23 protein-coding genes and 1 pseudogene are annotated in these 19,849 nt (G+C 38.4%); 12 read left to right on the top strand and 12 right to left on the bottom strand.

Going from position 1 to position 19,849, the window contains the following annotated elements; genetic code table 11:
* From atpH to CFPU101_RS10595, 4 genes are all read left to right on the top strand, one after another.
* Positions 1-552 carry an ATP synthase F1 subunit delta gene (gene atpH / locus CFPU101_RS10610; protein ID WP_206815322.1) on the top strand — a complete coding sequence of 184 codons (552 nt, stop codon included), beginning with the start codon at positions 1-3 and terminating at the stop codon, positions 550-552.
* Between the two features lie 54 nt (positions 553-606).
* Positions 607-2,118: a F0F1 ATP synthase subunit alpha gene (atpA, locus tag CFPU101_RS10605; protein WP_206815321.1), complete on the top strand. Its 1,512-nt coding sequence runs from the start codon at positions 607-609 to the stop codon at positions 2,116-2,118.
* A 119-nt stretch (positions 2,119-2,237) separates the two neighbouring features.
* Positions 2,238-3,182 (top strand): F0F1 ATP synthase subunit gamma, encoded by a 945-nt coding sequence (locus tag CFPU101_RS10600; RefSeq protein WP_206815320.1) that lies wholly within the window; start codon positions 2,238-2,240, stop codon positions 3,180-3,182.
* Between the two features lie 89 nt (positions 3,183-3,271).
* Positions 3,272-4,084 (top strand): TlyA family RNA methyltransferase, encoded by an 813-nt coding sequence (locus CFPU101_RS10595; RefSeq protein ID WP_206815319.1) that lies wholly within the window; start codon positions 3,272-3,274, stop codon positions 4,082-4,084.
* Here the strand turns inward: CFPU101_RS10595 and CFPU101_RS10590 are convergent.
* The 6 genes and pseudogenes from CFPU101_RS10590 to CFPU101_RS10565 all read right to left on the bottom strand — a co-directional run bounded on the left by CFPU101_RS10590 (position 4,065) and on the right by CFPU101_RS10565 (position 9,397).
* A complete protein-coding gene (locus tag CFPU101_RS10590) occupies positions 4,065-4,640 on the bottom strand; it encodes a Uma2 family endonuclease (protein WP_206815318.1) in 576 nt (191 codons plus the stop codon). The genes CFPU101_RS10595 and CFPU101_RS10590 overlap by 20 nt on opposite strands.
* A 60-nt stretch (positions 4,641-4,700) precedes the next feature.
* Positions 4,701-5,360, bottom strand: coding sequence for a glycerol-3-phosphate 1-O-acyltransferase PlsY (gene plsY / locus CFPU101_RS10585; RefSeq protein WP_206815317.1), 660 nt, complete (start codon positions 5,358-5,360; stop codon positions 4,701-4,703).
* Between the two features lie 5 nt (positions 5,361-5,365).
* Positions 5,366-6,595: a DUF3086 domain-containing protein gene (locus CFPU101_RS10580; RefSeq protein ID WP_206815316.1), complete on the bottom strand. Its 1,230-nt coding sequence runs from the start codon at positions 6,593-6,595 to the stop codon at positions 5,366-5,368.
* Positions 6,596-6,643: 48 nt separating this feature from the next.
* Entirely contained in the window at positions 6,644-7,030 is a 387-nt protein-coding gene (locus CFPU101_RS10575; protein WP_206815315.1) for a DUF3119 family protein, read from the bottom strand.
* A 56-nt stretch (positions 7,031-7,086) separates the two neighbouring features.
* Positions 7,087-8,999, bottom strand: a pseudogene (locus CFPU101_RS10570) (long-chain fatty acid--CoA ligase).
* Positions 9,000-9,136: 137 nt separating this feature from the next.
* Positions 9,137-9,397 (bottom strand): hypothetical protein, encoded by a 261-nt coding sequence (locus tag CFPU101_RS10565; RefSeq protein WP_206815314.1) that lies wholly within the window; start codon positions 9,395-9,397, stop codon positions 9,137-9,139.
* A gap of 199 nt (positions 9,398-9,596) precedes the next feature.
* Here CFPU101_RS10565 and CFPU101_RS10560 point away from each other — a divergent pair, with 199 nt between their 5' ends.
* Positions 9,597-10,658: a DUF2157 domain-containing protein gene (locus CFPU101_RS10560; protein WP_206815313.1), complete on the top strand. Its 1,062-nt coding sequence runs from the start codon at positions 9,597-9,599 to the stop codon at positions 10,656-10,658.
* Between the two features lie 35 nt (positions 10,659-10,693).
* On the opposite strand, the gene CFPU101_RS10555 is transcribed toward CFPU101_RS10560, so the two are convergent.
* Positions 10,694-12,508: an ABC transporter ATP-binding protein gene (locus CFPU101_RS10555; protein WP_206815312.1), complete on the bottom strand. Its 1,815-nt coding sequence runs from the start codon at positions 12,506-12,508 to the stop codon at positions 10,694-10,696.
* A gap of 128 nt (positions 12,509-12,636) precedes the next feature.
* Between CFPU101_RS10555 and CFPU101_RS10550 the strand changes: the two genes are divergently transcribed.
* Entirely contained in the window at positions 12,637-12,813 is a 177-nt protein-coding gene (locus CFPU101_RS10550; protein WP_206815311.1) for a hypothetical protein, read from the top strand.
* A 298-nt stretch (positions 12,814-13,111) separates the two neighbouring features.
* On the opposite strand, the gene CFPU101_RS10545 is transcribed toward CFPU101_RS10550, so the two are convergent.
* Positions 13,112-13,516 carry a fasciclin domain-containing protein gene (locus CFPU101_RS10545; RefSeq protein WP_206815310.1) on the bottom strand — a complete coding sequence of 135 codons (405 nt, stop codon included), beginning with the start codon at positions 13,514-13,516 and terminating at the stop codon, positions 13,112-13,114.
* A 229-nt stretch (positions 13,517-13,745) separates the two neighbouring features.
* On the opposite strand from CFPU101_RS10545, the gene CFPU101_RS10540 reads away from it, so the two are divergent.
* On the top strand, positions 13,746-15,338 hold the full coding sequence (locus tag CFPU101_RS10540; RefSeq protein WP_206815309.1) for a gamma-glutamyltransferase family protein: 1,593 nt from the start codon (positions 13,746-13,748) through the stop codon (positions 15,336-15,338).
* Between the two features lie 48 nt (positions 15,339-15,386).
* Here CFPU101_RS10540 and CFPU101_RS10535 read toward each other — a convergent pair whose 3' ends face one another.
* Positions 15,387-15,620: a hypothetical protein gene (locus tag CFPU101_RS10535; protein WP_206815308.1), complete on the bottom strand. Its 234-nt coding sequence runs from the start codon at positions 15,618-15,620 to the stop codon at positions 15,387-15,389.
* A 49-nt stretch (positions 15,621-15,669) separates the two neighbouring features.
* Positions 15,670-15,798, bottom strand: a complete 129-nt coding sequence (locus CFPU101_RS25975; RefSeq protein WP_277988743.1) for a hypothetical protein — start codon at positions 15,796-15,798, stop codon at positions 15,670-15,672.
* 310 nt (positions 15,799-16,108) lie between these two features.
* On the opposite strand from CFPU101_RS25975, the gene CFPU101_RS10530 reads away from it, so the two are divergent.
* From CFPU101_RS10530 to CFPU101_RS10520, 3 genes are all read left to right on the top strand, one after another.
* Positions 16,109-17,236, top strand: coding sequence for a class I SAM-dependent RNA methyltransferase (locus CFPU101_RS10530; protein WP_206815307.1), 1,128 nt, complete (start codon positions 16,109-16,111; stop codon positions 17,234-17,236).
* Positions 17,237-17,350: 114 nt separating this feature from the next.
* Positions 17,351-17,566: a DUF2945 domain-containing protein gene (locus CFPU101_RS10525; RefSeq protein ID WP_206815306.1), complete on the top strand. Its 216-nt coding sequence runs from the start codon at positions 17,351-17,353 to the stop codon at positions 17,564-17,566.
* Between the two features lie 52 nt (positions 17,567-17,618).
* The gene (locus tag CFPU101_RS10520) at positions 17,619-17,828 is read left to right on the top strand and encodes a glycogen debranching protein (protein WP_206815305.1); all 210 of its coding nucleotides are present in this window, start codon (positions 17,619-17,621) and stop codon (positions 17,826-17,828) included.
* Between the two features lie 3 nt (positions 17,829-17,831).
* On the opposite strand, the gene clpS is transcribed toward CFPU101_RS10520, so the two are convergent.
* Positions 17,832-18,125: an ATP-dependent Clp protease adapter ClpS gene (clpS, locus tag CFPU101_RS10515; protein ID WP_206815304.1), complete on the bottom strand. Its 294-nt coding sequence runs from the start codon at positions 18,123-18,125 to the stop codon at positions 17,832-17,834.
* Between the two features lie 117 nt (positions 18,126-18,242).
* Positions 18,243-18,848, bottom strand: a complete 606-nt coding sequence (lexA, locus tag CFPU101_RS10510) for a transcriptional repressor LexA (protein ID WP_206815303.1) — start codon at positions 18,846-18,848, stop codon at positions 18,243-18,245.
* Positions 18,849-19,037: 189 nt separating this feature from the next.
* Between lexA and CFPU101_RS10505 the strand changes: the two genes are divergently transcribed.
* Together CFPU101_RS10505 and CFPU101_RS10500 are read left to right on the top strand one after the other, a co-directional pair.
* Positions 19,038-19,475, top strand: a complete 438-nt coding sequence (locus tag CFPU101_RS10505; protein ID WP_206815302.1) for a DUF4079 domain-containing protein — start codon at positions 19,038-19,040, stop codon at positions 19,473-19,475.
* A 114-nt stretch (positions 19,476-19,589) separates the two neighbouring features.
* Positions 19,590-19,820: a photosystem II protein, Psb35-related gene (locus CFPU101_RS10500; RefSeq protein ID WP_206815301.1), complete on the top strand. Its 231-nt coding sequence runs from the start codon at positions 19,590-19,592 to the stop codon at positions 19,818-19,820.
* Positions 19,821-19,849: the final 29 nt, after the last annotated feature.

Genomic DNA, 19,849 nt, shown 5'->3' with positions numbered 1-19,849 from the left:
ATGAAAGGTAGTGCTTTAAGCACCGAAATCGCAGAACCCTACGCTCAAGCCTTAATGTCTTTGGCTCAAGACAGAAATCTGACCGAACAATTCAGCCAAGACATTCGGGCGTTATTAGATTTACTAAAAAACTCTCAAGACTTACAATTGTTCTTGGGTAGTCCAGTTGTTCAAGTAGCCGATAAAAAAGCAGTTCTTGAAAAAGTCGTCGAAGAGGTTAGCAATCCTTATCTAAAGCGTTTTTTGTTATTGCTGATTGATAAACGACGCATCATCTTTTTAGAAGAAGTGTGTCAGCAATACTTAGAACTGCAACGGAAACTGACCAATACGGTTTTAGCCGAAGTGACGGCAACAACAGAATTGAGCGAAGAACAGCGTCAATCTGTTGAAGAGAAAGTCAAAACTTTAACAGGGGCGCAAGCGGTTGAAATTAAAACCAGTGTCGATCCAGATTTATTGGGTGGTGTGGTAATTAAAGTGGGATCTCAAGTCTATGATGCGAGTCTACGCGGACAACTGCGTCGTATTAGTTTGAACCTGAGCAAATAACCCCCATACTTTTTTCAATCTATTCAAAATCCAAATAACAACATTCATCAGACTATGGTTAGTATCAGACCCGACGAAATTAGTAGCATTATTCGCCAACAGATCGAATCCTACGACCAAGACATCCAAGTATCTAATGTAGGAACCGTTTTACAAGTAGGTGACGGCACGGCTCGTATCTACGGACTAGAGCAAGCAATGGCAGGAGAACTTCTAGAGTTTCAAGATGGCACCATCGGTATCGCTCTAAACCTAGAAGAAGATAACGTGGGAGCCGTATTAATGGGTGATGGCTTCGGAATTCAAGAAGGTGGAACCGTCAGAGCAACAGGTAGAATTGCTCAGGTTCCCGTAGGTGATAATTTAGTGGGTCGTGTTGTTGACGCACTCGGTCGCCCCATCGATGGCAAGGGCGAAATCATGACCAGTGAAACCCGTCTCGTTGAATCAATGGCACCTGGTATCATTGCTCGAAAATCGGTTTGTGAACCCATGCAAACGGGGATTACGGCGATTGATGCGATGATTCCCATCGGACGCGGACAACGTGAGTTAATCATCGGTGACCGTAAAACTGGAAAAACAGCGATCGCAATTGACACGATCATTAATCAAAAATCGGAAGATGTCATCTGTGTTTACGTCGCCATTGGTCAAAAAGCTTCTACCGTTGCTCAGGTGATTGATACCCTGACCGAAAGAGGCGCAATGGATTACACTATCATTGTTGCTGCGAATGCCAACGAACCCGCGACCCTACAGTACATTGCTCCTTATACGGGTGCAGCAATGGCGGAATACTTTATGTATCAAGGGAAAGCAACTCTCGTAATTTATGATGATTTGACCAAACAAGCTCAAGCTTACCGTCAATTGTCCTTACTCATGCGTCGTCCTCCCGGTCGCGAAGCATATCCTGGAGACGTTTTCTATCTCCACTCCCGTTTATTAGAAAGAGCCGCCAAACTGAATGATCAACTTGGTGGCGGTAGTATGACTGCACTACCGATCATTGAAACCCAAGCGGGTGACGTTTCAGCGTATATTCCGACGAACGTAATTTCGATTACTGATGGTCAAATATTCCTTTCTTCTAACCTCTTTAACTCTGGTTTCCGTCCAGCTATCGATGCGGGGGTTTCTGTATCTCGCGTAGGATCAGCCGCTCAAACCAAAGCCATGAAGCAGGTTGCAGGTAAATTAAAGTTAGAACTGGCTCAATTTGCTGAACTCGAAGCATTTTCTCAGTTTGCATCTGACTTAGATGCAGCGACTCAAGCTCAACTAGCACGGGGCCAACGTTTACGGGAACTTCTTAAACAACAACAGAATTCACCTCTGGCTGTTTGGGAACAAGTCGCGATCGTGTATGCAGGTCTTAATGGCTATTTAGATAATATCCCCGCCGCTAAAATCACTGAATTTAGTAAAGGCTTGCGTGATTATCTCAGAAATAGCAAACCTAAATATACAGAACTTGTTGCTTCTGAGAAAAAATTGGGTGATGAAGCAGAAACTATGCTAAAAGAAGCAATTACTGAATTCAAGCAAGGTTTTGGTCAATAATTCATCTCAATAGCACAAAGCGTGATGATTGTCAATAATTTGATGTAACATCTGTAGGGGCTTGGAAGCTCAAGCCCACAATCTTAAAATTAAAATCCAAAATGGTCTAATGAATCGATATGCCTAATCTGAAAGCCATTCGAGATAGCATTCAATCTGTTAAAAATACAAAGAAAATTACCGAGGCGATGCGTCTGGTTGCTGCGGCTAAAGTTCGTCGCGCCCAAGAACAAGTTCTTTCTACCCGTCCCTTTGCTGATGCTTTAGCACAAGTCCTCTACGGGTTACAAAACCGTCTTCAATTTGGTGCCGTTAGCCTACCCCTACTTAATCAACGGGAAGTGAAAACAGTCGGCTTATTAATCATTTCTGGCGATCGTGGTTTGTGTGGTGGTTATAATGCTAACGTAATTCGTCGTGCTGAACAAAGGATTGCTGAACTAAAAGCACAGGGAATTAACTATCAATTGATTCCCACAGGACGTAAAGCGGTACAATATTTCGAGCGTCGGAATGCGCCGATCGCTGCTTCTTATGTTAACCTAGAGCAAATTCCCTCGGCTGATGAAGCGTCAAAAATTGCCGATGAATTGCTGTCTCTTTTCCTCTCAGAAAGTGTTGATCGCGTAGAATTAATTTATACTCGTTTTGTCTCTTTGATAAGTTCTAGTCCTGTTGTGCAAACCTTATTACCAATGGCTCCCCAAGGATTAGAAGAACAAGATGATGAAATTTTCCGCCTCATTGACAAAGGTGGAAGATTAGGTGTAGAACGGACTAAAGTCGGTACTTCAGTCGCATCTTTCCCGCAAGACATGATCTTTGAGCAAGATCCAGTACAAATTTTAGATTCTTTGCTACCTTTGTATATCAACAACCAATTACTAAGAGCCTTGCAAGAATCAGCCGCAAGTGAACTTGCAGCACGAATGACCGCCATGAGTAATGCAAGTAATAATGCGAGTGATTTAATTGGATCACTGACTTTAGGCTATAACAAAGCACGTCAAGCAGCTATTACCCAAGAAATCTTAGAAGTTGTTGCGGGTGCGAATGCTCTCTAAATCACCTTTGTTCTAATTTTGTAGAGACGTGTGGAGAGCGCGTCTCTATTACAATATAAAAGTGAACATTTTGAGCGATAATATTTTTCTTGGCTAAACAGCGACTTGATACTTTACTGGTTACGCTTAATCTTTGTTCTTCTCGTCAGCAAGCGCAAACCCTCATCCGCGCAGGAGAAGTCAAAGTTAATCAGCAAACTATTGATAAACCTAGTGCAGAAATTGATCCGACAGCGAAAATTGAACTATTAGCTAAACCGAATTTTGTGTCTCGTGGTGGCGAAAAATTAGCCAAAGCTTTAGGCAGTTTTCAAATTTCGGTCAAAGATCGAATTTGCTTGGATGGTGGTATTTCAACAGGTGGTTTCACGGACTGTCTCTTGCAAGCAGGGGCAAAACAAGTTTATGGAATAGATGTCGGATATGGTCAAGTTGCTTGGAATTTACGTCAAGATGAACGGGTTATCTTAAAAGAACGCACAAACTTTCGTTATCTCACTCCTGAACTTTTATATGGCAGTGCAACACCAGCAGATTTAGGGGTGATGGATCTATCATTTATTTCCCTCACTAAAGTTTTACAGCCTTTATGGGATTTGCTGATTCACCCTAGGGAAGTAATTTTATTAGTGAAACCCCAGTTTGAAGTCGGTAAGGAAAAAGTCGGTAAAAATGGTGTAGTCAGAAGTCCTCTCGATCAAGCTAATAGTATCTTTAATGTATTACAAGTTGCTCAACAATTAGGATGGTCATATGCTGGCTTAACCTATTCACCGATTACAGGGCCAGCAGGTAATATAGAATATCTACTCTGGTTAAATGTCGCTGAACAAAAGTCATTACCAACTTTAGAGATGATTCACGACATGACAGAAACGGCTATTAGAAGTTTTCAAAACTAACCCCTGTGTAAATCTCTTTTAATGAAATCGTGAAATCAACTGAATTGAATTTAATTGTAGCATCTTTATCCTCATATTCAGTTAATAACCATTGATTTTCACTGGTTTTAACATATTGCATCACATGATATTGTTTTTGGTCAATGATAATATATTCTTTCATTTCTGGAATTGACCGATAATAGAAAAATTTATCACCTTGATCGTAATTTTGGGTAGAAGGAGACAACACCTCAGCAATTAGGCTAGGATTCATAACAGTTGTAGTTCCTTTTTCTGTATAGATCGGTTCACCTTCAATAACCATGACATCAGGATAGGTATACTGACGATAGCGCGGTATCCAAACTCGAACTTCACCCATATAAACGCGATAATTTTTACTTCTGAGGCTAAATTTGAGATGAGCAGCTAAATTTAAGGCAATTTCATTATGATTAGTCGTTCCTCCTGTCATTGCTACGATTTCTCCATCTCTGTATTCATTTTTGAATTCGGCTTTTTCTTCTAACTCCAAATATTCTTCAGGAGTATAATAACGGGTTTGGGTTTGCATCGTTTCTGATCTTGGTCGGATGTTTATTCTAATATTCTAAATCCGAAAAACTAAACTCTTTTAAGGTTCGGCTGTCAAATTGTCTTCTAGCTTTTGTCCGAGACGCGGTTCTGTACCTGCAAGAAGTCGATTAATATTACTGCGATGACGTACAATAACGTAAATTCCTGCAACTGCTGCAAAAAGTATGTAAGGTAAAGGTTGTTTTAAAAAGATCATCAAAAAAGTAACAACGATCGCACCTGTGATCGAACTTAGAGAAACAATACGAGAAACTCCTAAAACTGCCAAGAAACTGCCTAATGTTCCTAAACCAACGGCAGGAGACATCATCAATAAGACTCCTAAACTGGTGGCGACTGATTTACCACCGCTAAAATTAAGAAATACAGATTTACTATGTCCAATCACGGCCGCTATTCCGACTAAAGTTACTAACCAAGGTTTCCAAGTTTCGGGAAATGGGTTAAAATCTGCTAAATAAATTCCTTTAGCCAGTGCGATCGCCATCATTCCCTTCAATAAATCAATGACTAAAACTGTGATTCCTGCGGGTTTTCCTAATGTTCTTAGTACATTTGTTGCACCTGTTGAACCAGAGCCATATTCTCGAATATCGATGCCTTTGATATATTTTCCCAGTAAATAGCCTGTAGGAAGTGAACCAAGTAGATAAGCAACTAAAAATAGCAGACTACTGGCTAAAAAAGGATTAATCATCGTTTTTAATAATAATAACTTGACATTTGTTGCGGATCGAGCGCAAAGGCTAACCACAAGGGGAATTGTAGCAGAGAAAGATTAATCCGATCTTCCGTGTCATCAATAATAATCAACGGCAGTAATTTTTCTTCCATTAAGCGATCGGCTTTTTGTAATAATGCTTCTGGAGACTCAAATAATACTACACCGCGTTCTGGCCCAAAATCAGCGCGAGAGATGCCTAAACAGTCTTGTAACCCTCTGCGCCATTCTCCTAGCCGTTCGGGACTATCTGCTAAAACCAGAGTTCGACAGCGTTCGCCGTGAATACTCCGTAAAATAGCAATAATCGACGATGCGATCAAAATATTCTGTAAACGGCTGCCCATGCCTCGAATTGCACCGCGTCCACCTTGGTTAAAGAACCAATTTTGTACACGTTCTGCATGAATCGGTTCAAATGTACGCCGTAATTGCCACGCTGGGCCATAATAATCAGGACGACTGCGATATTGGTCTAATAGTTCTCGGATGCGACGGTTTTGATCTTGAAACCCTCCTTGTTTAGATGCCAACTGAGGCTGTTGGGGTTCAGTTTGTGGAGGAGGTGTCCGCATACTCTGAGTTTTCGGGCGTTGTTCTACAGGACGTTGTTGCGGTTCATAACTGGGTAAATCTAACTGTTCGGCGGCGGCGGCTAGATCTTGTAAACTGCCCACAAGATAATCTTTAAACCCTTGAACACGAATCGCTAGATCTTGAGAAACCCCTGCAAAAGTGGTTCGCATTTCTTCTTTAATGCGATCGCGTCGTCTTTCTAATTGTTCGATAGAAATTTCCAGGGCTTGTCTTTGCTGTTCGAGTTCTTTTGACCCATCTTTGATCATCTTTTCAATGGTTTTTTGAATATCTTGAACTTGTTCAGTTAATAATCTTTCTTTTTCAGCTTTTAAACTTGCTATTTCAGCTTGTAGCCTTTGTTTTTGCTGTTCTAGGTCTTCTACTTGTTTTTGAGGGGAGTCGTTTTCTTGTTGCGGAACAATTTCTAAAATGTCTTCTTTTTCTGACTCTAGACGTAATAACTGATTGGGTTCTGAGTCAATCTCTGCATCTAATTCTAAGATATTTAAAATTGGGTCGTCATCATCTTCATCGAAAGGTGAGGGCAAAACATCAAATTCTTTAGAAGTTTTTTGCACTTCTTTGCCTTGAGGGAATTTATTTAAGTCGTTTAAAAAATCTTCCGAGTTCATTAATTCAATATACCTATTACAATTGATTCAGCTTACCTTAAAGTATTTTTACTGTTTGCTGCAATACTTCTCTAAACAGGTTCTTAGCATTTTAGCATCAAAAATAATCGGTAAAAAATGAATACTTTTGACTTCTTTAAAATAAAATAAAATTGGCACCTTTGTCCAGAAAATTTCCCAATTTTGCCAATCTTGGTAGGGAAACTGACGAATTAATTTACCCGAACGATAGACATCTAGGGCTGTTTCTGTAAATTGTAGTCGAATCGTGGCAGTCTGAATCATCAAAAACAGACTAAACAATGAGAAAATTAGACCGATCCAAGGTTGAATCAGTAACACAGGCACAGAAAGACCAACTAACACCAAAGGTATTTTGTAATTCGGTGCTAATTCTACTGTTGTATTGACAGAAGATGGATTAACGGTAGTCATTGTTTGCTCAACACCTACTTCAAGACAATCCTATTGTACAGAAAAAGCTTAACTTACTACTCAAACATCCCATTAATTAAATCCTGATATCGTTCAGTAACAACAGGACGCTTAATTTTAAGGGTTTGGGTCATGGTTCCGTTTTCTATCGAAAAAGGCTCTAAAATCATTCTAAAGACCTTAATTTGGTCATCAGCGCGGTATCCTGGGCGGTTTTTGACTTCTCTGTTGAGTTCTTGTTTAAATAATTCTTGGACGGGTTTGCTATAGAGATCACTTTTTTCGATTTCTGCTCTTGATGCGTGAACATCTGGAATAGTGAGATTTAATTGCTTTTCTTGCGACCATTTCTGTAACGCTTCTAAATTGGGTACAATTAAGGCCCCTAATGCTTTTTGATCTTGACCCACGAGCATGATTTGATCAATATAGGGGCTTCGTACACAAGCATCTTCAATCGGTTGAGGTTCAATATTTTCACCATTAGATAATACAATTGTATCTTTAGCCCGTCCTGTGGAACAAGATCATTTTGAGGAGTCACCCAACCCAAGTCACCACTATCAAACCATCCATCAGCATCAATCACTTTAGCAGTCGCTTCGGGTTTTTTGTAGTATCCTTGCATTACTTGGGGGCCACGTATCAAAACCAGTCCTTTTTCTCCATTGGGGAGGGTTTGACGAGTTTCAGGGTCTACAATACAAATTTCTGTAAAGGGGAAGGGTTTTCCCGATGAACCTCTAAGATTATGAGAGAAGGTACGCGCATTGGTGACGGGTGATGTTTCCGTGAGTCCATAACCTACCAGTACAGGTATATTAATAATTTCGTAAAAAGTTTCAATATGTCGCGCTAAAGAACCACCCCCACTAATAAAAGCGCGAAGATTTCCCCCAATTGCTTGACGGATTTTATTATAAACTAAGCGATCGCCTAAAAGATGAATTGGTGCATAGAATAAAGATTTGAGACGAGCAATCATACGCTCACTGGGTGAAGCATGGAGATGATCTAAACTTAAGTTATCAGCAATGCGTTTGTTTAATACATATTTTTCTGAATTTTTCAAGAAAAATTGAACTAATTTCTGACGCTTTTCGGGTTGTTCTCTAAATTGTTTTTGCACTCCTTCGTACAAAGATTCCCAAATTCGCGGCACACCAACCATAAAACGCGGTTTATATTGGGTTAAATCACTCTTAAAATAGCGAATATTGGTATAGAATTGGGTGCATCCTTGGGAAATCAGAAAATACTCACAACTACGCTCATAGGAATGCCAAGACGGAAGTATACTCAATACATGATCACCGGGTTCGGGTTGCACAATCACACCGATCGTATTAATTTGATGTAATAAATTGCCATGAGATAACATCACTCCTTTCGGTTTTCCCGTTGTTCCCGAAGTATAAATGAGCGTTGCTAAATCTTTTTCGGTTAAATGAGAAGGTTGTAGGGGAGAAGATGAACCGAGTTTGAGCAACTGTTGAAAGCTTAATGTTTTGATTTGAGTTTGATCTGATATTTCTTCTTCAGATAACAGAATAATTAATTGAATGGGTAAATTTTGTAATTCAGGTTGTAGTTTTTGTAGTGTTTTTAGGTCTTCTACAACTAGAGCGATACTATCACTATCTTCTAGAATATAAAGTAACTCATTGCGTTCTGCTGTGGCCGAGCGCACAGCATTAGCGCATCCTGCCATCATCATACCTTGATCAGCAACCAACCAACGTGGACTATTATCAGCAATTAGAGCAACCGTTGATCTTGGTTTAATCCCTAATGCTTGTAGACCTGATGCGAAGTGTTGAATATTCTGGCACAATTGCGAATAAGTGAGTATGGTTTCTGGTTTACTATGGGGGTCATGTAGGGCAACAATATTCGTAAACCGTTTCGCTGTAATTGGCCAAACTTCTGAGAGTGAGTGTATAGCAGAATAGTCAACAAGAGAAGTCATAATCTTTACGTTGCCCAAGTGTGATTCAGTGTCTAGTTTAATACTAGCGGTAGTCTTATATTACTCAATGTATTTTATCTTGAGGGTAGTCTGCAATCTATAGTAGACAGTTTATCTAGATATCTAATGACTCGCGCTTAAGGGTTTGGAAAGAATACGACCTTTGTTACAATTCCTAATAACACTGTGATTAAAATGCTAACAATGCTCAAAAAGCCAAGGGTAAAGATGTTTAGATGTACATTTATTGAGTCTATACTTTTTTCAATTTTATCAAAGCGTTGATCTACTGATTTAAACTTTTCATCAGGACGAGCGATATATACATCTAGTTTCTTGTCTATTCCTAAAATTAAATCTTTTAGTTCTTTTAATTCTGACTCGGTTACGGTTGACATCTTGGATAAACTCCAATGTTTGCACTACTTCTATTATGAAAGCTATTGCCTCAGATGAAATGATCTGTCAAATTTACTACTATAGTCATGTTCACTCAAAGAAAAATTATTTTAGGACAATTCTTAAACCGTCATATAATTTAGCTTTTTTTCTTCGTTTATAAGCATTATAGAAATAGCATCAGTAGGAATTTGAGAGATGAAGTTAGAAAGAGAAGATTTAGACTGGGCTGCACGAGAAGAAATTATTACCCCAGAACAAGCCGAAATTTTATGGGATGCTTTATCACAAAGATATCAACATTCTGAGGATTATCAAAATAGACCTCGTTTTAATTTTGCTAATTTTGCTTACTATTTTGGTGCATTAATTGTCATCCTAGCGATGGGATGGTTTATGACAAAAGCTTGGGAAAGTTTTGGCGGTGCGGGACTCTTTTTTATTGCTGTTGCTTATGCAATTAGTTTTAGTTTAGTCGGTAAAAGTCTTTATTTTCAGCAAAATCTAAAAATATCAGGCAGTTTATTATTTACAATGGCTGTCTGTATGATTCCTTTAGCCATTTATGGTTTACAGCGTTGGACGGGATTTTGGATACAAACTGAGCCAGGCATTTATCGAGGTTTCTATGAATGGGTGAAAGGTAGTTGGGTCTTGATGGAATTAGGAACAATTATAGCTGCACTGATTACTTTAAAGTTTGTTCGTTTTCCTTTTTTAACTGCTCCTATTGCTTTTTGTTTATGGTTTATGTCAATGGATTTAACGCCAATAATTTTTGGTGAAGATAATTTTGATTGGAAAAATCGCGCATTAATTTCAATGTGGTTCGGCATCGTTTGTCTTATTGTTGCCTATTTAATTGATTTAAAAACGAGAAGAAGTGAAGGTGATTTTGCTTTTTGGTTATATTTATTTGGTTTGTTCAGTTTTTGGTTTAGCCTTCCTTTTTTGGGGGATGATACCGAGTGGTCAAGATTTTTGTATTGTCTGACTAATCTAGGATTAATTGTTTTATCTTTACTCTTAAAACGTCGTCTATTTATGGTGTTTGGTGCAATTGGAGTATTTTACTATTTAGGTTACTTAGCTTATCAAGTTTTTGAAGAGTCTATTTTATTTCCCTTTTGTTTAACGATTTTGGGTTTAGCGATTATCTATATTGGTGTTATGTATCAACGACATTATCGCAATATTGAGCGTTATTTAGAAAGAGTCATTCCATTAGAACTGAGAAATTTATTACCCAAAGAAAGATAGATGTAGAGACGCGTTATCATCTCTACAATTCCTATCTAAGCTAATAATTCTCCTGTTTCTTGCAAATAATGTAAGCGTTGATAGATACCCTGTTGACTCAGTAACTCATCATGACTACCGACTTCAATAATTCTACCTGCATCGAGAACTACAATTTGATCAGCTTCTCGAATGGTACTTAAACGGTGAGCGATAATAATGGTAGTACGTGTTCCTAAAATTGATCGCATTGCCAATTGTATCGCACGTTCTGACTCATAATCTAAGCTAGAAGTCGCTTCATCAAAGACTAACACATCTGGCTCGACAATTAACGCTCTTGCAATCCCTAAACGCTGTCTTTGTCCCCCTGAAAGACGTACCCCCCGTTCACCGACGATGGTATAGTATCCTCTAGGCAGTTCATGAATAAATTCATCTACCCTAGCAATACGACACGCTTCCTCAACTTTCTCGAAACTAACTTCAGGATGTCCATAGGTGAGATTATCTAAAATTGTTCCATTGAAAACATCGACTTCTTGATGCACGATCGCTAACCGACGACGATAGGATGATACATCAAGAGTGCGTATATCTTCCCCATCAATTAAGATTTTTCCTTGAGTAGGTTCAAAATAACGGAACAACAGTTTAACTAATGTCGATTTTCCTGAACCTGACCTACCCACTAAGGCGATAGTCTGATATGGTTTAATCAAGAGATCAATGTCTTTGAGTACAGGACGATTCGCATCATATCCAAACGTCAGATGAGAAAATTCAACCTTACCTGTAAACTGATAGGAATAATCACTTGTATTTAGGTGTAAACTTCCTGCATCTGTACCCGATGGAAGGTTCAGAAAATCATGTAAACGAACCATCGAAGAATAACGACGGGAAAATACTTCTGCAAGTTGACTAATTGGTGTCAATTCTGCATAAGCCATCGATGCTACAGTATAGGTTGTAATAAAGTGTCCGATCGACATTTTTCCCTGTACTGTTGCAATGAGGGTAAATAGCATTACTGCAAATAAAGACACATGAATCACTGTTTTTTGCCAAGTGATCAGATCGACATAACCTTTATGGATACGATATACAACATATTGAAACTCTTTTTCGAGTCGTTGTCGTTGTCTTTCGAGTTCTATTCCTTCTGTCGCAAAAGCTTTTACCGTTTTGATATTGGTAACAATTTCTGAGACACGACTTTGGGTATTTTCGCTATATCTGTCGAAAAGTCCTTCTTGTCTAATTAATTCCTTCAGATCCCGCAGACCAAAATATAGAATGAGGATAAAGGAAAATAGAAAAGCGATCGCTGTCCATTTTTCAATAAACAGAATAATCACAAATATACCGAGAACTCTTGCGAGTTTAGGAATTAATTCCCCTGCAAATTCTGGATAACTATAAGTGTGGTTTTCTATCCCTTTAGCGATGCGGTTTGCAATGCGTCCTGGGTTATTCTCATCATAGAAAGATAGGGGAAGTGTGAGAATTTTTTCCAAGATTTGTTTGAGTTTATCACGTCGCGCCCTCAAAGATATTTCCCAATGAAACCATATTCCCAACCAAGGTTCAATAGGAGAACGCACCACAGTAACGAGAAAAATTAATCCCATTAGTACACCCAATGTCAGCAGTTTTCCTTCTGTAAATGGTGTAATATTGGCGATCTGGGTGCTTAAAACATGAATAGGTTTATCTAAGGGTTGATTAGATAGTACATTTAAAATTTGTCCAATTGCATAGGGAACAACAAGATCGAATATTTCAAAAATGCTGGATGCAACGATGCTTAAAATAGCGATCGTTTTATATTGACGATAGTAACTGAGAATATCTTTAAAAGAAGCCATAACGATATGCGGTCACTGTTGTAACAAAAGTTAACCGATTTCTCTACAATACTACAATACTACAGATATTACAATTTGTCTACTCAGCGATCTTACAGATAAACAAGGGTATATTATGATCATTCCTGATGATCAAGCGATTATGTTACCGAATAAAGTTAAAAAAATTAGAGGCTAAAATTCAAACAACACTCATTGCTACCGTTACACCAAACGATAATTTAGAACTTCCTCCCGAAATTAGGGAAAAAGTTAAAGTAGGTGAAAAGTTTATCCTCACTCTGACAGAAGATACGATTACTTAAAAAAAACGAAGAAATTTAACTGAGATAAATGAGAAAAACGCTTAGAAGATCCAGAGGAATTAAGCTTAGAGGAAATTAGCGCAATCTTCAAAGAAATTAGACGAAATCAACGTTAACCATGAAAGTCGTTTTAGATACTAATATTTTAGTTTAAATAATTTTATTATCAACAGCAGACAAAATCCAGAATCTCGGTTTAAGCAATTAGTATTACAGATTAATAGATTTAAACATTTATAGGACAACGATCTATCAAGAATCGCTGTCCTACAATTTTAGACTCTATTTAAACGATCGCTTATGCAGGAAGCAAGACTGTGTCAATAATGTGGATGACACCGTTATCAGCAGTAACATCTGGTGTGACAACTTTAGAATCATTAATTTTGACACTACCATTAGAAGCATCGATTTTAACGTCTGATCCTTCAACAGTGGTTGCTGATTTTAGCTTAACCACATCTCCTGAAAGAACTTTACCAGAAACAACATGATAGGTCAGAATTTTTGTGAGCTTTGGAATGTCTTTAAGCAAAGCATCAACAGTACCTTCGGGAAGTTTTGCAAACGCTTCATCGGTAGGTGCAAAAACAGTAAATGGGCCAGCACCTTTGAGAGTATCTACCAAATTAGCGGCTTTGATTGCAGCAACTAGAGTATTGAAAGAACCTGCATTAACAGCAGTATCGATAATGTTAGCCAAGTGTTTTACCTAGTTTTGTGTAATCTATTTATCAGTATAAACTATATTATTAAAAAATAACTGTCCACCTTTAGACCTACAAATTTGATGTAAAATTTTTTCAGATAATTTAATTAAATTATTTATCTTCCATTACCATAAAAAAGAAAAAATAAACATTACCTTCTCAAAAAAAATTACTGATAAAATGTGTTGTAGCAAACTAAATCTTTAATTTGATGATTAAAAAATGCAATTTAATTTAAACTATTATCCCTTCCCTTCCCAACGTCGTGTAATTCTCGGAAAACATTGCGCGGTTGCTACCAGTCAACATTTAGCAACCTTAGCAGGGATAGAAATATTTAATAAAGGAGGGAATGCGGTTGATGCTGCGATCGCAACTGCTATTACTCTAACAGTTGTTGAACCGACTTCTAACGGAATTGGGGGTGATGCGTTTGCAATTGTGTGGGATGGTAAACTACACGGAATTAATGGATCTGGAAAAAGTCCCCAGAATATTAGTCTAGATCATTTTGCAGGACTTTCGGAAATGCCTTTGCGTGGATGGTTAGCTGTAACGGTACCTGGTGCAGTTGCTTTATGGCGTAGTTTGTGGGAAAAATGGGGAAAGTTACCCTTTGAAGAATTATTTATACCTGCAATTCGTCACGCAACAGAAGGGTTTCCTGTATCTCCACTTACAGCAGAAGCTTGGGAACGTGCAGAAAGTATTTATTTACCCCTCAAAGCAAAAGAATATCAACCCTTTAAAGATATCTTTTTTCCCTCTGGACGCGCACCAAAAACAGGGGAAATTTGGGGAAGTCAAGTACACGCAGAAACTCTCAAGGAAATAGCAGCAACAGGAGGAGAAAGCTTTTATCACGGGAAATTAGCAGAAGCGATCGCAAATTTTGCCGCAGAGACGAAAGGAATTCTTACTCTAGATGATCTTAGCGCGCATCAAACATTATGGGTCGATCCTATTTCTATCACTTACCGAAACCTAGATGTTTGGGAAATACCCCCGAATACACAGGGAATAGCTGCATTGATAGCACTCAATATTTTAGAAGAATTCGATATGAAAAACTGTGTATATGAGAGTGGGGAAAGGTTGCATCGTCAAATAGAAGCAATGAAGTTAGCGTTTGCAGATGTGTATCATCATCTTGGCGATTTAGAGCATATGAGTGTCACTTGTGAGCAATTACTTAATAAAACTTATGCAAAACAACGACAACAACTGATCCAAGATACTGCTACTTCTTTATTTAATACAGGTTTACCCACTGGAGGAACCGTCTATCTGTGTACTGCGGATCAAGATTTAATGGTGTCGTTGATTCAATCTAATTATGAAGGATTTGGGGGAGGAATTTTAGTTCCAGATACAGGTATTGCTTTACATAACCGAGGTGCAGGATTTACCCTACAAGCGAATCATCCGAATCAAGTGGCACCTTCTAAACGTCCATTCCATACGATTATCCCTGGATTTCTGACTTATAATCAACAAGCGATCGGCCCATTTGGGGTAATGGGTGCGCCAATGCAACCGCAAGGACACCTCCAAGTCGCCTCAAATTTAGTGGATTACCATTTTAATCCCCAAGCTTGTCTAGATGCTCCTCGATGGCGATTTTTGCGTGAAAATAAAGTACTTTTAGAAAGAGGTATACCCCCTGAAATTGTGCAAGATTTAGTGAATCGCGGTCATCAGATTTCGATGAGTCCTCATACGATGTTTGGCAAAGGTCAAATGATTATCAGACAAAATGGGGTTTTAGTAGCCGCTTCTGAATCTCGCGCTGATGGATTAGCATTAGGGTATTAGTTTGGTCTAATACGTCGTAATGCTTCTGCTGTCGGATATCGACCGATATCACGCAAAGTTTTTCGCACCTTGCAAACACTCAACACTGTTAAACTTTAGAATGCGTACTGTAACTTCACCTATGGGACTCAAAGGCAAGATAGTAATCAGATCAGAATCGTTAAACATAAAGTGTTCGTGCCATGAATCAATTCGTGGGTTATAAAATCGACTAAAAACACTACTATCATGGGGCATTACAATAAAACCGACGTCACTTCCTTTATTACGGTTACAAGTCATACAAGCGTATGCTAGATTTTCTGCATTGGTTAAACCGCAATGCTTTTCACTAATAATTATGATCTACCTCGCAACCAAAATAAGCATCATCTTCTTGTAGCAGACAGTATTCACACACTCTATCAGCCCGTGTCACAACTAATCGACGGAGTTCTACATTAATGTAACTGGTACTCACGGTTAGTTAACAGAAAGATTTTTTCGCGCACGAGCTTTAGCCAAACGCATTAAATGTTCTAATTGCATATAATGGTCTAATTCAGAAGATTCGTCGGCTGTTAATCAGTTGTCTTTTGACGATAAATTAGATCAGCCACACGCTGTTTTGTTTCTTCTGATGGTTTGAAAACAGCAACACTATCGGATGTTGTACCTGCTGCAATAAAATCGATTATTTCTTCATAGGCTCATAATTAAGTCATAAATATTAAAATTTAACTCATTATTTCTTTGTTTTATAATAACTAATTGTAAATAAATTTGAAAAGATGACCCATTCTTATTTTGCTACTGTTGCTAAAGGTTTAGAAGAAATTGCCGCCACAGAATTAGAAACATTCGGCGCACAAGACATCCAAACTGTTTTTACTGGAGTACACTTTACAGGAGATCAAGAATTACTCTATCGGGTAAATCTTTGGTCAAGAATTATTTTTCGCGTTCTAGTACCAATTGCAGAGATTCAATGTCAAAATTCAGATCAGTTGTCTAAAAATATCCAAAACATCGACTGGCGAGATTATCTAACACCAGAACAAACTCTAGCAGTTCATTGTACTGGAACAAATTACAATCTCAATCACACTCATTACACCGCTTTAGGCATTAAAAACGCAATTATCGACCAACAAAGGGAACAAACAGGACAACGTTCCTCAGTCGATATTAATGAGCCAGATCTACAGATTAACGCACATATCGAAAACGATCGCTGTTTACTCAGTCTAGATAGTTCGGGTGGAAGTTTGCATCGTAGGGGTTATCATCGAGCAATGGGTGTTGCCCCTCTTAAAGAAACTCTTGCTGCTGCTCTGTTAGACTTAGCACAATGGACACCAGATTTACCTTTTTTAGATCCTTGTTGTGGTTCTGGAACCTTACCCATCGAAGCCACGCTAAAATCATTAGATATTGCACCTGGTTTATATCGTTCTAAATTTGGGTTTCAAAAATGGCACGATTTTAACCCCGAACTGTGGAAAAAGCTCTTAAATGAAGCAAATCAACGACAGAAATTCTCTTTAGATGCACCGATTTTCGGCAGTGATGCAGATCGAACCGTGTTAGAAGAAGCGAGATCAAATGCTGCATTTTGTCAAATAGAGGAGTATATTCAGTTTAGTCGAAAACAGATTGCAGATTTAGAAGCACCGAGCGATCGTGGTGTAATTCTTTGTAACCCTCCCTATGGTAAGCGTTTAGGAAACAACCAAGAATTAGCTTTACTTTATAAACAACTGGGTGATGTTTTTAAACAACGCTTTAAAGGTTGGACAGCTTATATTCTGACAGGAAACAAAGAACTCGGAAAACAAGTCGGTTTACGAACTTCTCGCCGAATTGCAGTTTATAACGGTTCATTACCCTGTACTCTTCTGAAGTATGAACTTTATTAAATCATCAGCAACTTTCAGGTTAGACAAAAAAGTTTACCTAACTTCAGACAGAAGACGCGCTCTTGAGAGATTCATTACTTTAAAAACAATACTCTTGATTTAAGGTAAAAAGTAATGACTGAACCATTTAAAAAAGGCGATCATGTAGAATGGAACTCGTCTGGTAAGAAGATTGTCGGTAAAGTGGAGAAAAAGCTAACAGAACCCACTGAGATTAAAGGTCATCATGTTGCTGCTAGTCAAGAAAATCCTCAATATTTGGTTAAAAGTGACAAAACTGGCTCATTGGCAGCCCACAAAGCAGAATCACTGAAAAAACTAGAGGATTAGAAGCGGATCAAATGTTATCCTAAATAATAACTAGACAGTAAGGATTAAAAAGATGACGATTTGGGTAAATGAACAGATTGATCCCTGTGGTTTGATTTACTCCTGTATTGCTTGTCGTGATGAACAAGCGGCCCAAGATTGTCACCAAACGTGGACAAAAAATCTAACCGAAGAACAAAAACAGCAGGGTTGGATCACACGACTAAGAACAGTTGAATCTTGGGATGAGGTTCCTGTCAATGCACTTAAATTAAGTTATTAATCATTAAGCGGTTTCTAAAGGAGCCATCGTCAACCCTTCACGTCTTAATTGTTGGTGATAGAGTTCTGCTTGTTCTTGAGGCCCTACCCAAACGATCGCTTGTCCGTCAAAATGAACTTGATTGGTTAAACTCCAAGCTACATCAGGAGTCATCCCTGGAATATATTTAATTAAACAGTTAGCGACGTGTTCAAAGGTATTAAAGTCATCGTTTAAAACAATGACTTTATAGTTTGGGTAGGGTTTTTGGACAACTTGCGTTGATTGACTAGGAGCTACAGTAGAAGGATTGGGCATCGTCAGTTATCAGTCAACAGTTTACAGTCAACAGTGAATAGTTAACAGTTTACAGTGAATAGTTAACAAATTAATAGGCTTCCTGATCACTGCTCACTGATAACTGATCACTTGTTTTTAAGTGTAGCCGCGCCAAACGCCTACTAAAATCCCTTGTACTTCTACTTGATCAGCCATAATATTAATCGGCTGATATTTAGCATTAGAAGGTTTTAGAGTAATCTTTTCACCTTGTTGATAGATACGCTTCAGAGTTGTTCCATGTCCTGCGACTCTAGCAGCAACGATTTCTCCATTATTCAGGGGTTCATCGGCAGCCAGAGAACGCATAATGACTAGATCACCATCTGCTATAAGATCCTCGATCATGCTATCACCATTGACTCGCAAAGCGAAACAATTACGCTGTCCAAACATATTGGATAAATCAAGTTTTTCTTCAACATCGGTAAAGGTTTCGACTAAGCCACCTGCTGCGATCGCACCCAAGACGGGGATACCTTGTGCAGGAGGGCGTAAAATACGGATTGTTCGGGCTTTTCCTTCCGTCCAATCAATATAGCCCTTTGAGCGTAATCGTTCTAAACGACTTTGAATCGGTGCTGGAGATTTGAGATTCATGGCTCGCATCATCTGCCGAATAGATGGAGCGTGTTGTGTTGAGCGAATGTATTCAATCAACCAATCATATAGCTCTTGTTGAGCTTGGGTGAGGGATTCCATTGAATTTCCTCTTTTTTTAATGTAATAATGAATTCAGCGAATTAATGTTTAACTGAACTTGTTTTTATTTTAGGACATTCGTACTATTTTATACAAATTTTTTTGTAAATTGTTGATAGAAATTAAGCATATAAAAAATAAATCGAGCAACAATAATCAATAGGCTTTATTAATAAAGGATGTTTTCCCTTGGATTTACCTTCTTTTCTTTGGCTGTGGAAGATTGCAGCTTGGTCAATGGGTTTATCACTTTTTGCTTATAGTTTATTAGCAATTAGTGGCATTTGGATGCTTAATCGTCGTGTTTCTAAGCGTCCTCGTCCGACTTGGTTAAGACCCCTACATTACACCATTGGCGGAATTATGGTCGGTTTAGTTTTTTTGTTACTACTCGTGGGTATCGTTGGTACTCTAGGTCATTATGGAAGTTTAGGTCATTCTTCTCATTTAATTGCAGGGTTAATGGTTGTGGTGCTGGTTTTAGTTTCGGCAACCAGTGGCTTAATGATTTCAAATTACTATCCATCCTGGCGTAGCATTCACGTAAAGACGAATATAATTCTCTTTCTTGCCTTTTGTTTTGTTTCCTTGACGGGTTGGAGCGTCGTTCAAAAATATTTACCTTAAGGCTGTTACTGATGGGTTCGGTTTTCACTACCTAATCATAGGTTGTTTTTTTTGGCAATTTTTCTTTACAATAATTTACATAAGGAAAGAAAAGTTTACAAAGAGGTCAAAAAAATGTTAATCCTATTCGCAGTGCTTTTAGTCGGTTGGGTTGCAGCAGCAGTTATCGGTACACAAGCCTACTTTTTAGGCGAACAAACGAAACCCATCCATGAACGTAACTGGCGTTCTGATTCTTTTGAACAACTTGCTCAATCTGTCACTGGACAAGAAACCGATTTTAGTAACCGTGTGCCTGCATTCACGGTAGACGCTTATGCGAGTCAAAATCTACCGACTGCTTAATTAAAAATTGTTGGTAAGTAATAATATTT

The organism is Chroococcus sp. FPU101 (genome assembly GCF_017312365.1).
Taxonomy (GTDB): Bacteria; Cyanobacteriota; Cyanobacteriia; order Cyanobacteriales; family Microcystaceae; genus Chroococcus.
The sequence above is the reverse complement of the archived record's forward strand: the minus strand, read 5'-3'. Positions and strand labels throughout refer to the sequence as shown.

Bases quoted from the DNA above. Each gene is read 5' to 3' on its own strand.
- CFPU101_RS10530 (WP_206815307.1), top strand. From the start codon at position 16,109: ATGACCCATTCTTATTTTGCTACTGTTGCTAAAGGTTTAGAAGAAATT.
- clpS (WP_206815304.1), bottom strand. From the start codon at position 18,125: ATGCCCAATCCTTCTACTGTAGCTCCTAGTCAATCAACGCAAGTTGTC.
- CFPU101_RS10525 (WP_206815306.1), top strand. From the start codon at position 17,351: ATGACTGAACCATTTAAAAAAGGCGATCATGTAGAATGGAACTCGTCT.
- CFPU101_RS10590 (WP_206815318.1), bottom strand. From the start codon at position 4,640: ATGCAAACCCAAACCCGTTATTATACTCCTGAAGAATATTTGGAGTTA.
- CFPU101_RS10580 (WP_206815316.1), bottom strand. From the start codon at position 6,595: ATGAACTCGGAAGATTTTTTAAACGACTTAAATAAATTCCCTCAAGGC.
- CFPU101_RS10535 (WP_206815308.1), bottom strand. From the start codon at position 15,620: ATGACTTGTAACCGTAATAAAGGAAGTGACGTCGGTTTTATTGTAATG.
- CFPU101_RS10555 (WP_206815312.1), bottom strand. From the start codon at position 12,508: ATGGCTTCTTTTAAAGATATTCTCAGTTACTATCGTCAATATAAAACG.
- atpH (WP_206815322.1), top strand. From the start codon at position 1: ATGAAAGGTAGTGCTTTAAGCACCGAAATCGCAGAACCCTACGCTCAA.
- CFPU101_RS10550 (WP_206815311.1), top strand. From the start codon at position 12,637: ATGATCAAGCGATTATGTTACCGAATAAAGTTAAAAAAATTAGAGGCT.
- CFPU101_RS10575 (WP_206815315.1), bottom strand. From the start codon at position 7,030: ATGACTACCGTTAATCCATCTTCTGTCAATACAACAGTAGAATTAGCA.
- CFPU101_RS10600 (WP_206815320.1), top strand. From the start codon at position 2,238: ATGCCTAATCTGAAAGCCATTCGAGATAGCATTCAATCTGTTAAAAAT.
- CFPU101_RS10520 (WP_206815305.1), top strand. From the start codon at position 17,619: ATGACGATTTGGGTAAATGAACAGATTGATCCCTGTGGTTTGATTTAC.
- lexA (WP_206815303.1), bottom strand. From the start codon at position 18,848: ATGGAATCCCTCACCCAAGCTCAACAAGAGCTATATGATTGGTTGATT.
- CFPU101_RS10565 (WP_206815314.1), bottom strand. From the start codon at position 9,397: ATGTCAACCGTAACCGAGTCAGAATTAAAAGAACTAAAAGATTTAATT.
- plsY (WP_206815317.1), bottom strand. From the start codon at position 5,360: ATGATTAATCCTTTTTTAGCCAGTAGTCTGCTATTTTTAGTTGCTTAT.
- CFPU101_RS10560 (WP_206815313.1), top strand. From the start codon at position 9,597: ATGAAGTTAGAAAGAGAAGATTTAGACTGGGCTGCACGAGAAGAAATT.
- CFPU101_RS10540 (WP_206815309.1), top strand. From the start codon at position 13,746: ATGCAATTTAATTTAAACTATTATCCCTTCCCTTCCCAACGTCGTGTA.
- CFPU101_RS10500 (WP_206815301.1), top strand. From the start codon at position 19,590: ATGTTAATCCTATTCGCAGTGCTTTTAGTCGGTTGGGTTGCAGCAGCA.
- atpA (WP_206815321.1), top strand. From the start codon at position 607: ATGGTTAGTATCAGACCCGACGAAATTAGTAGCATTATTCGCCAACAG.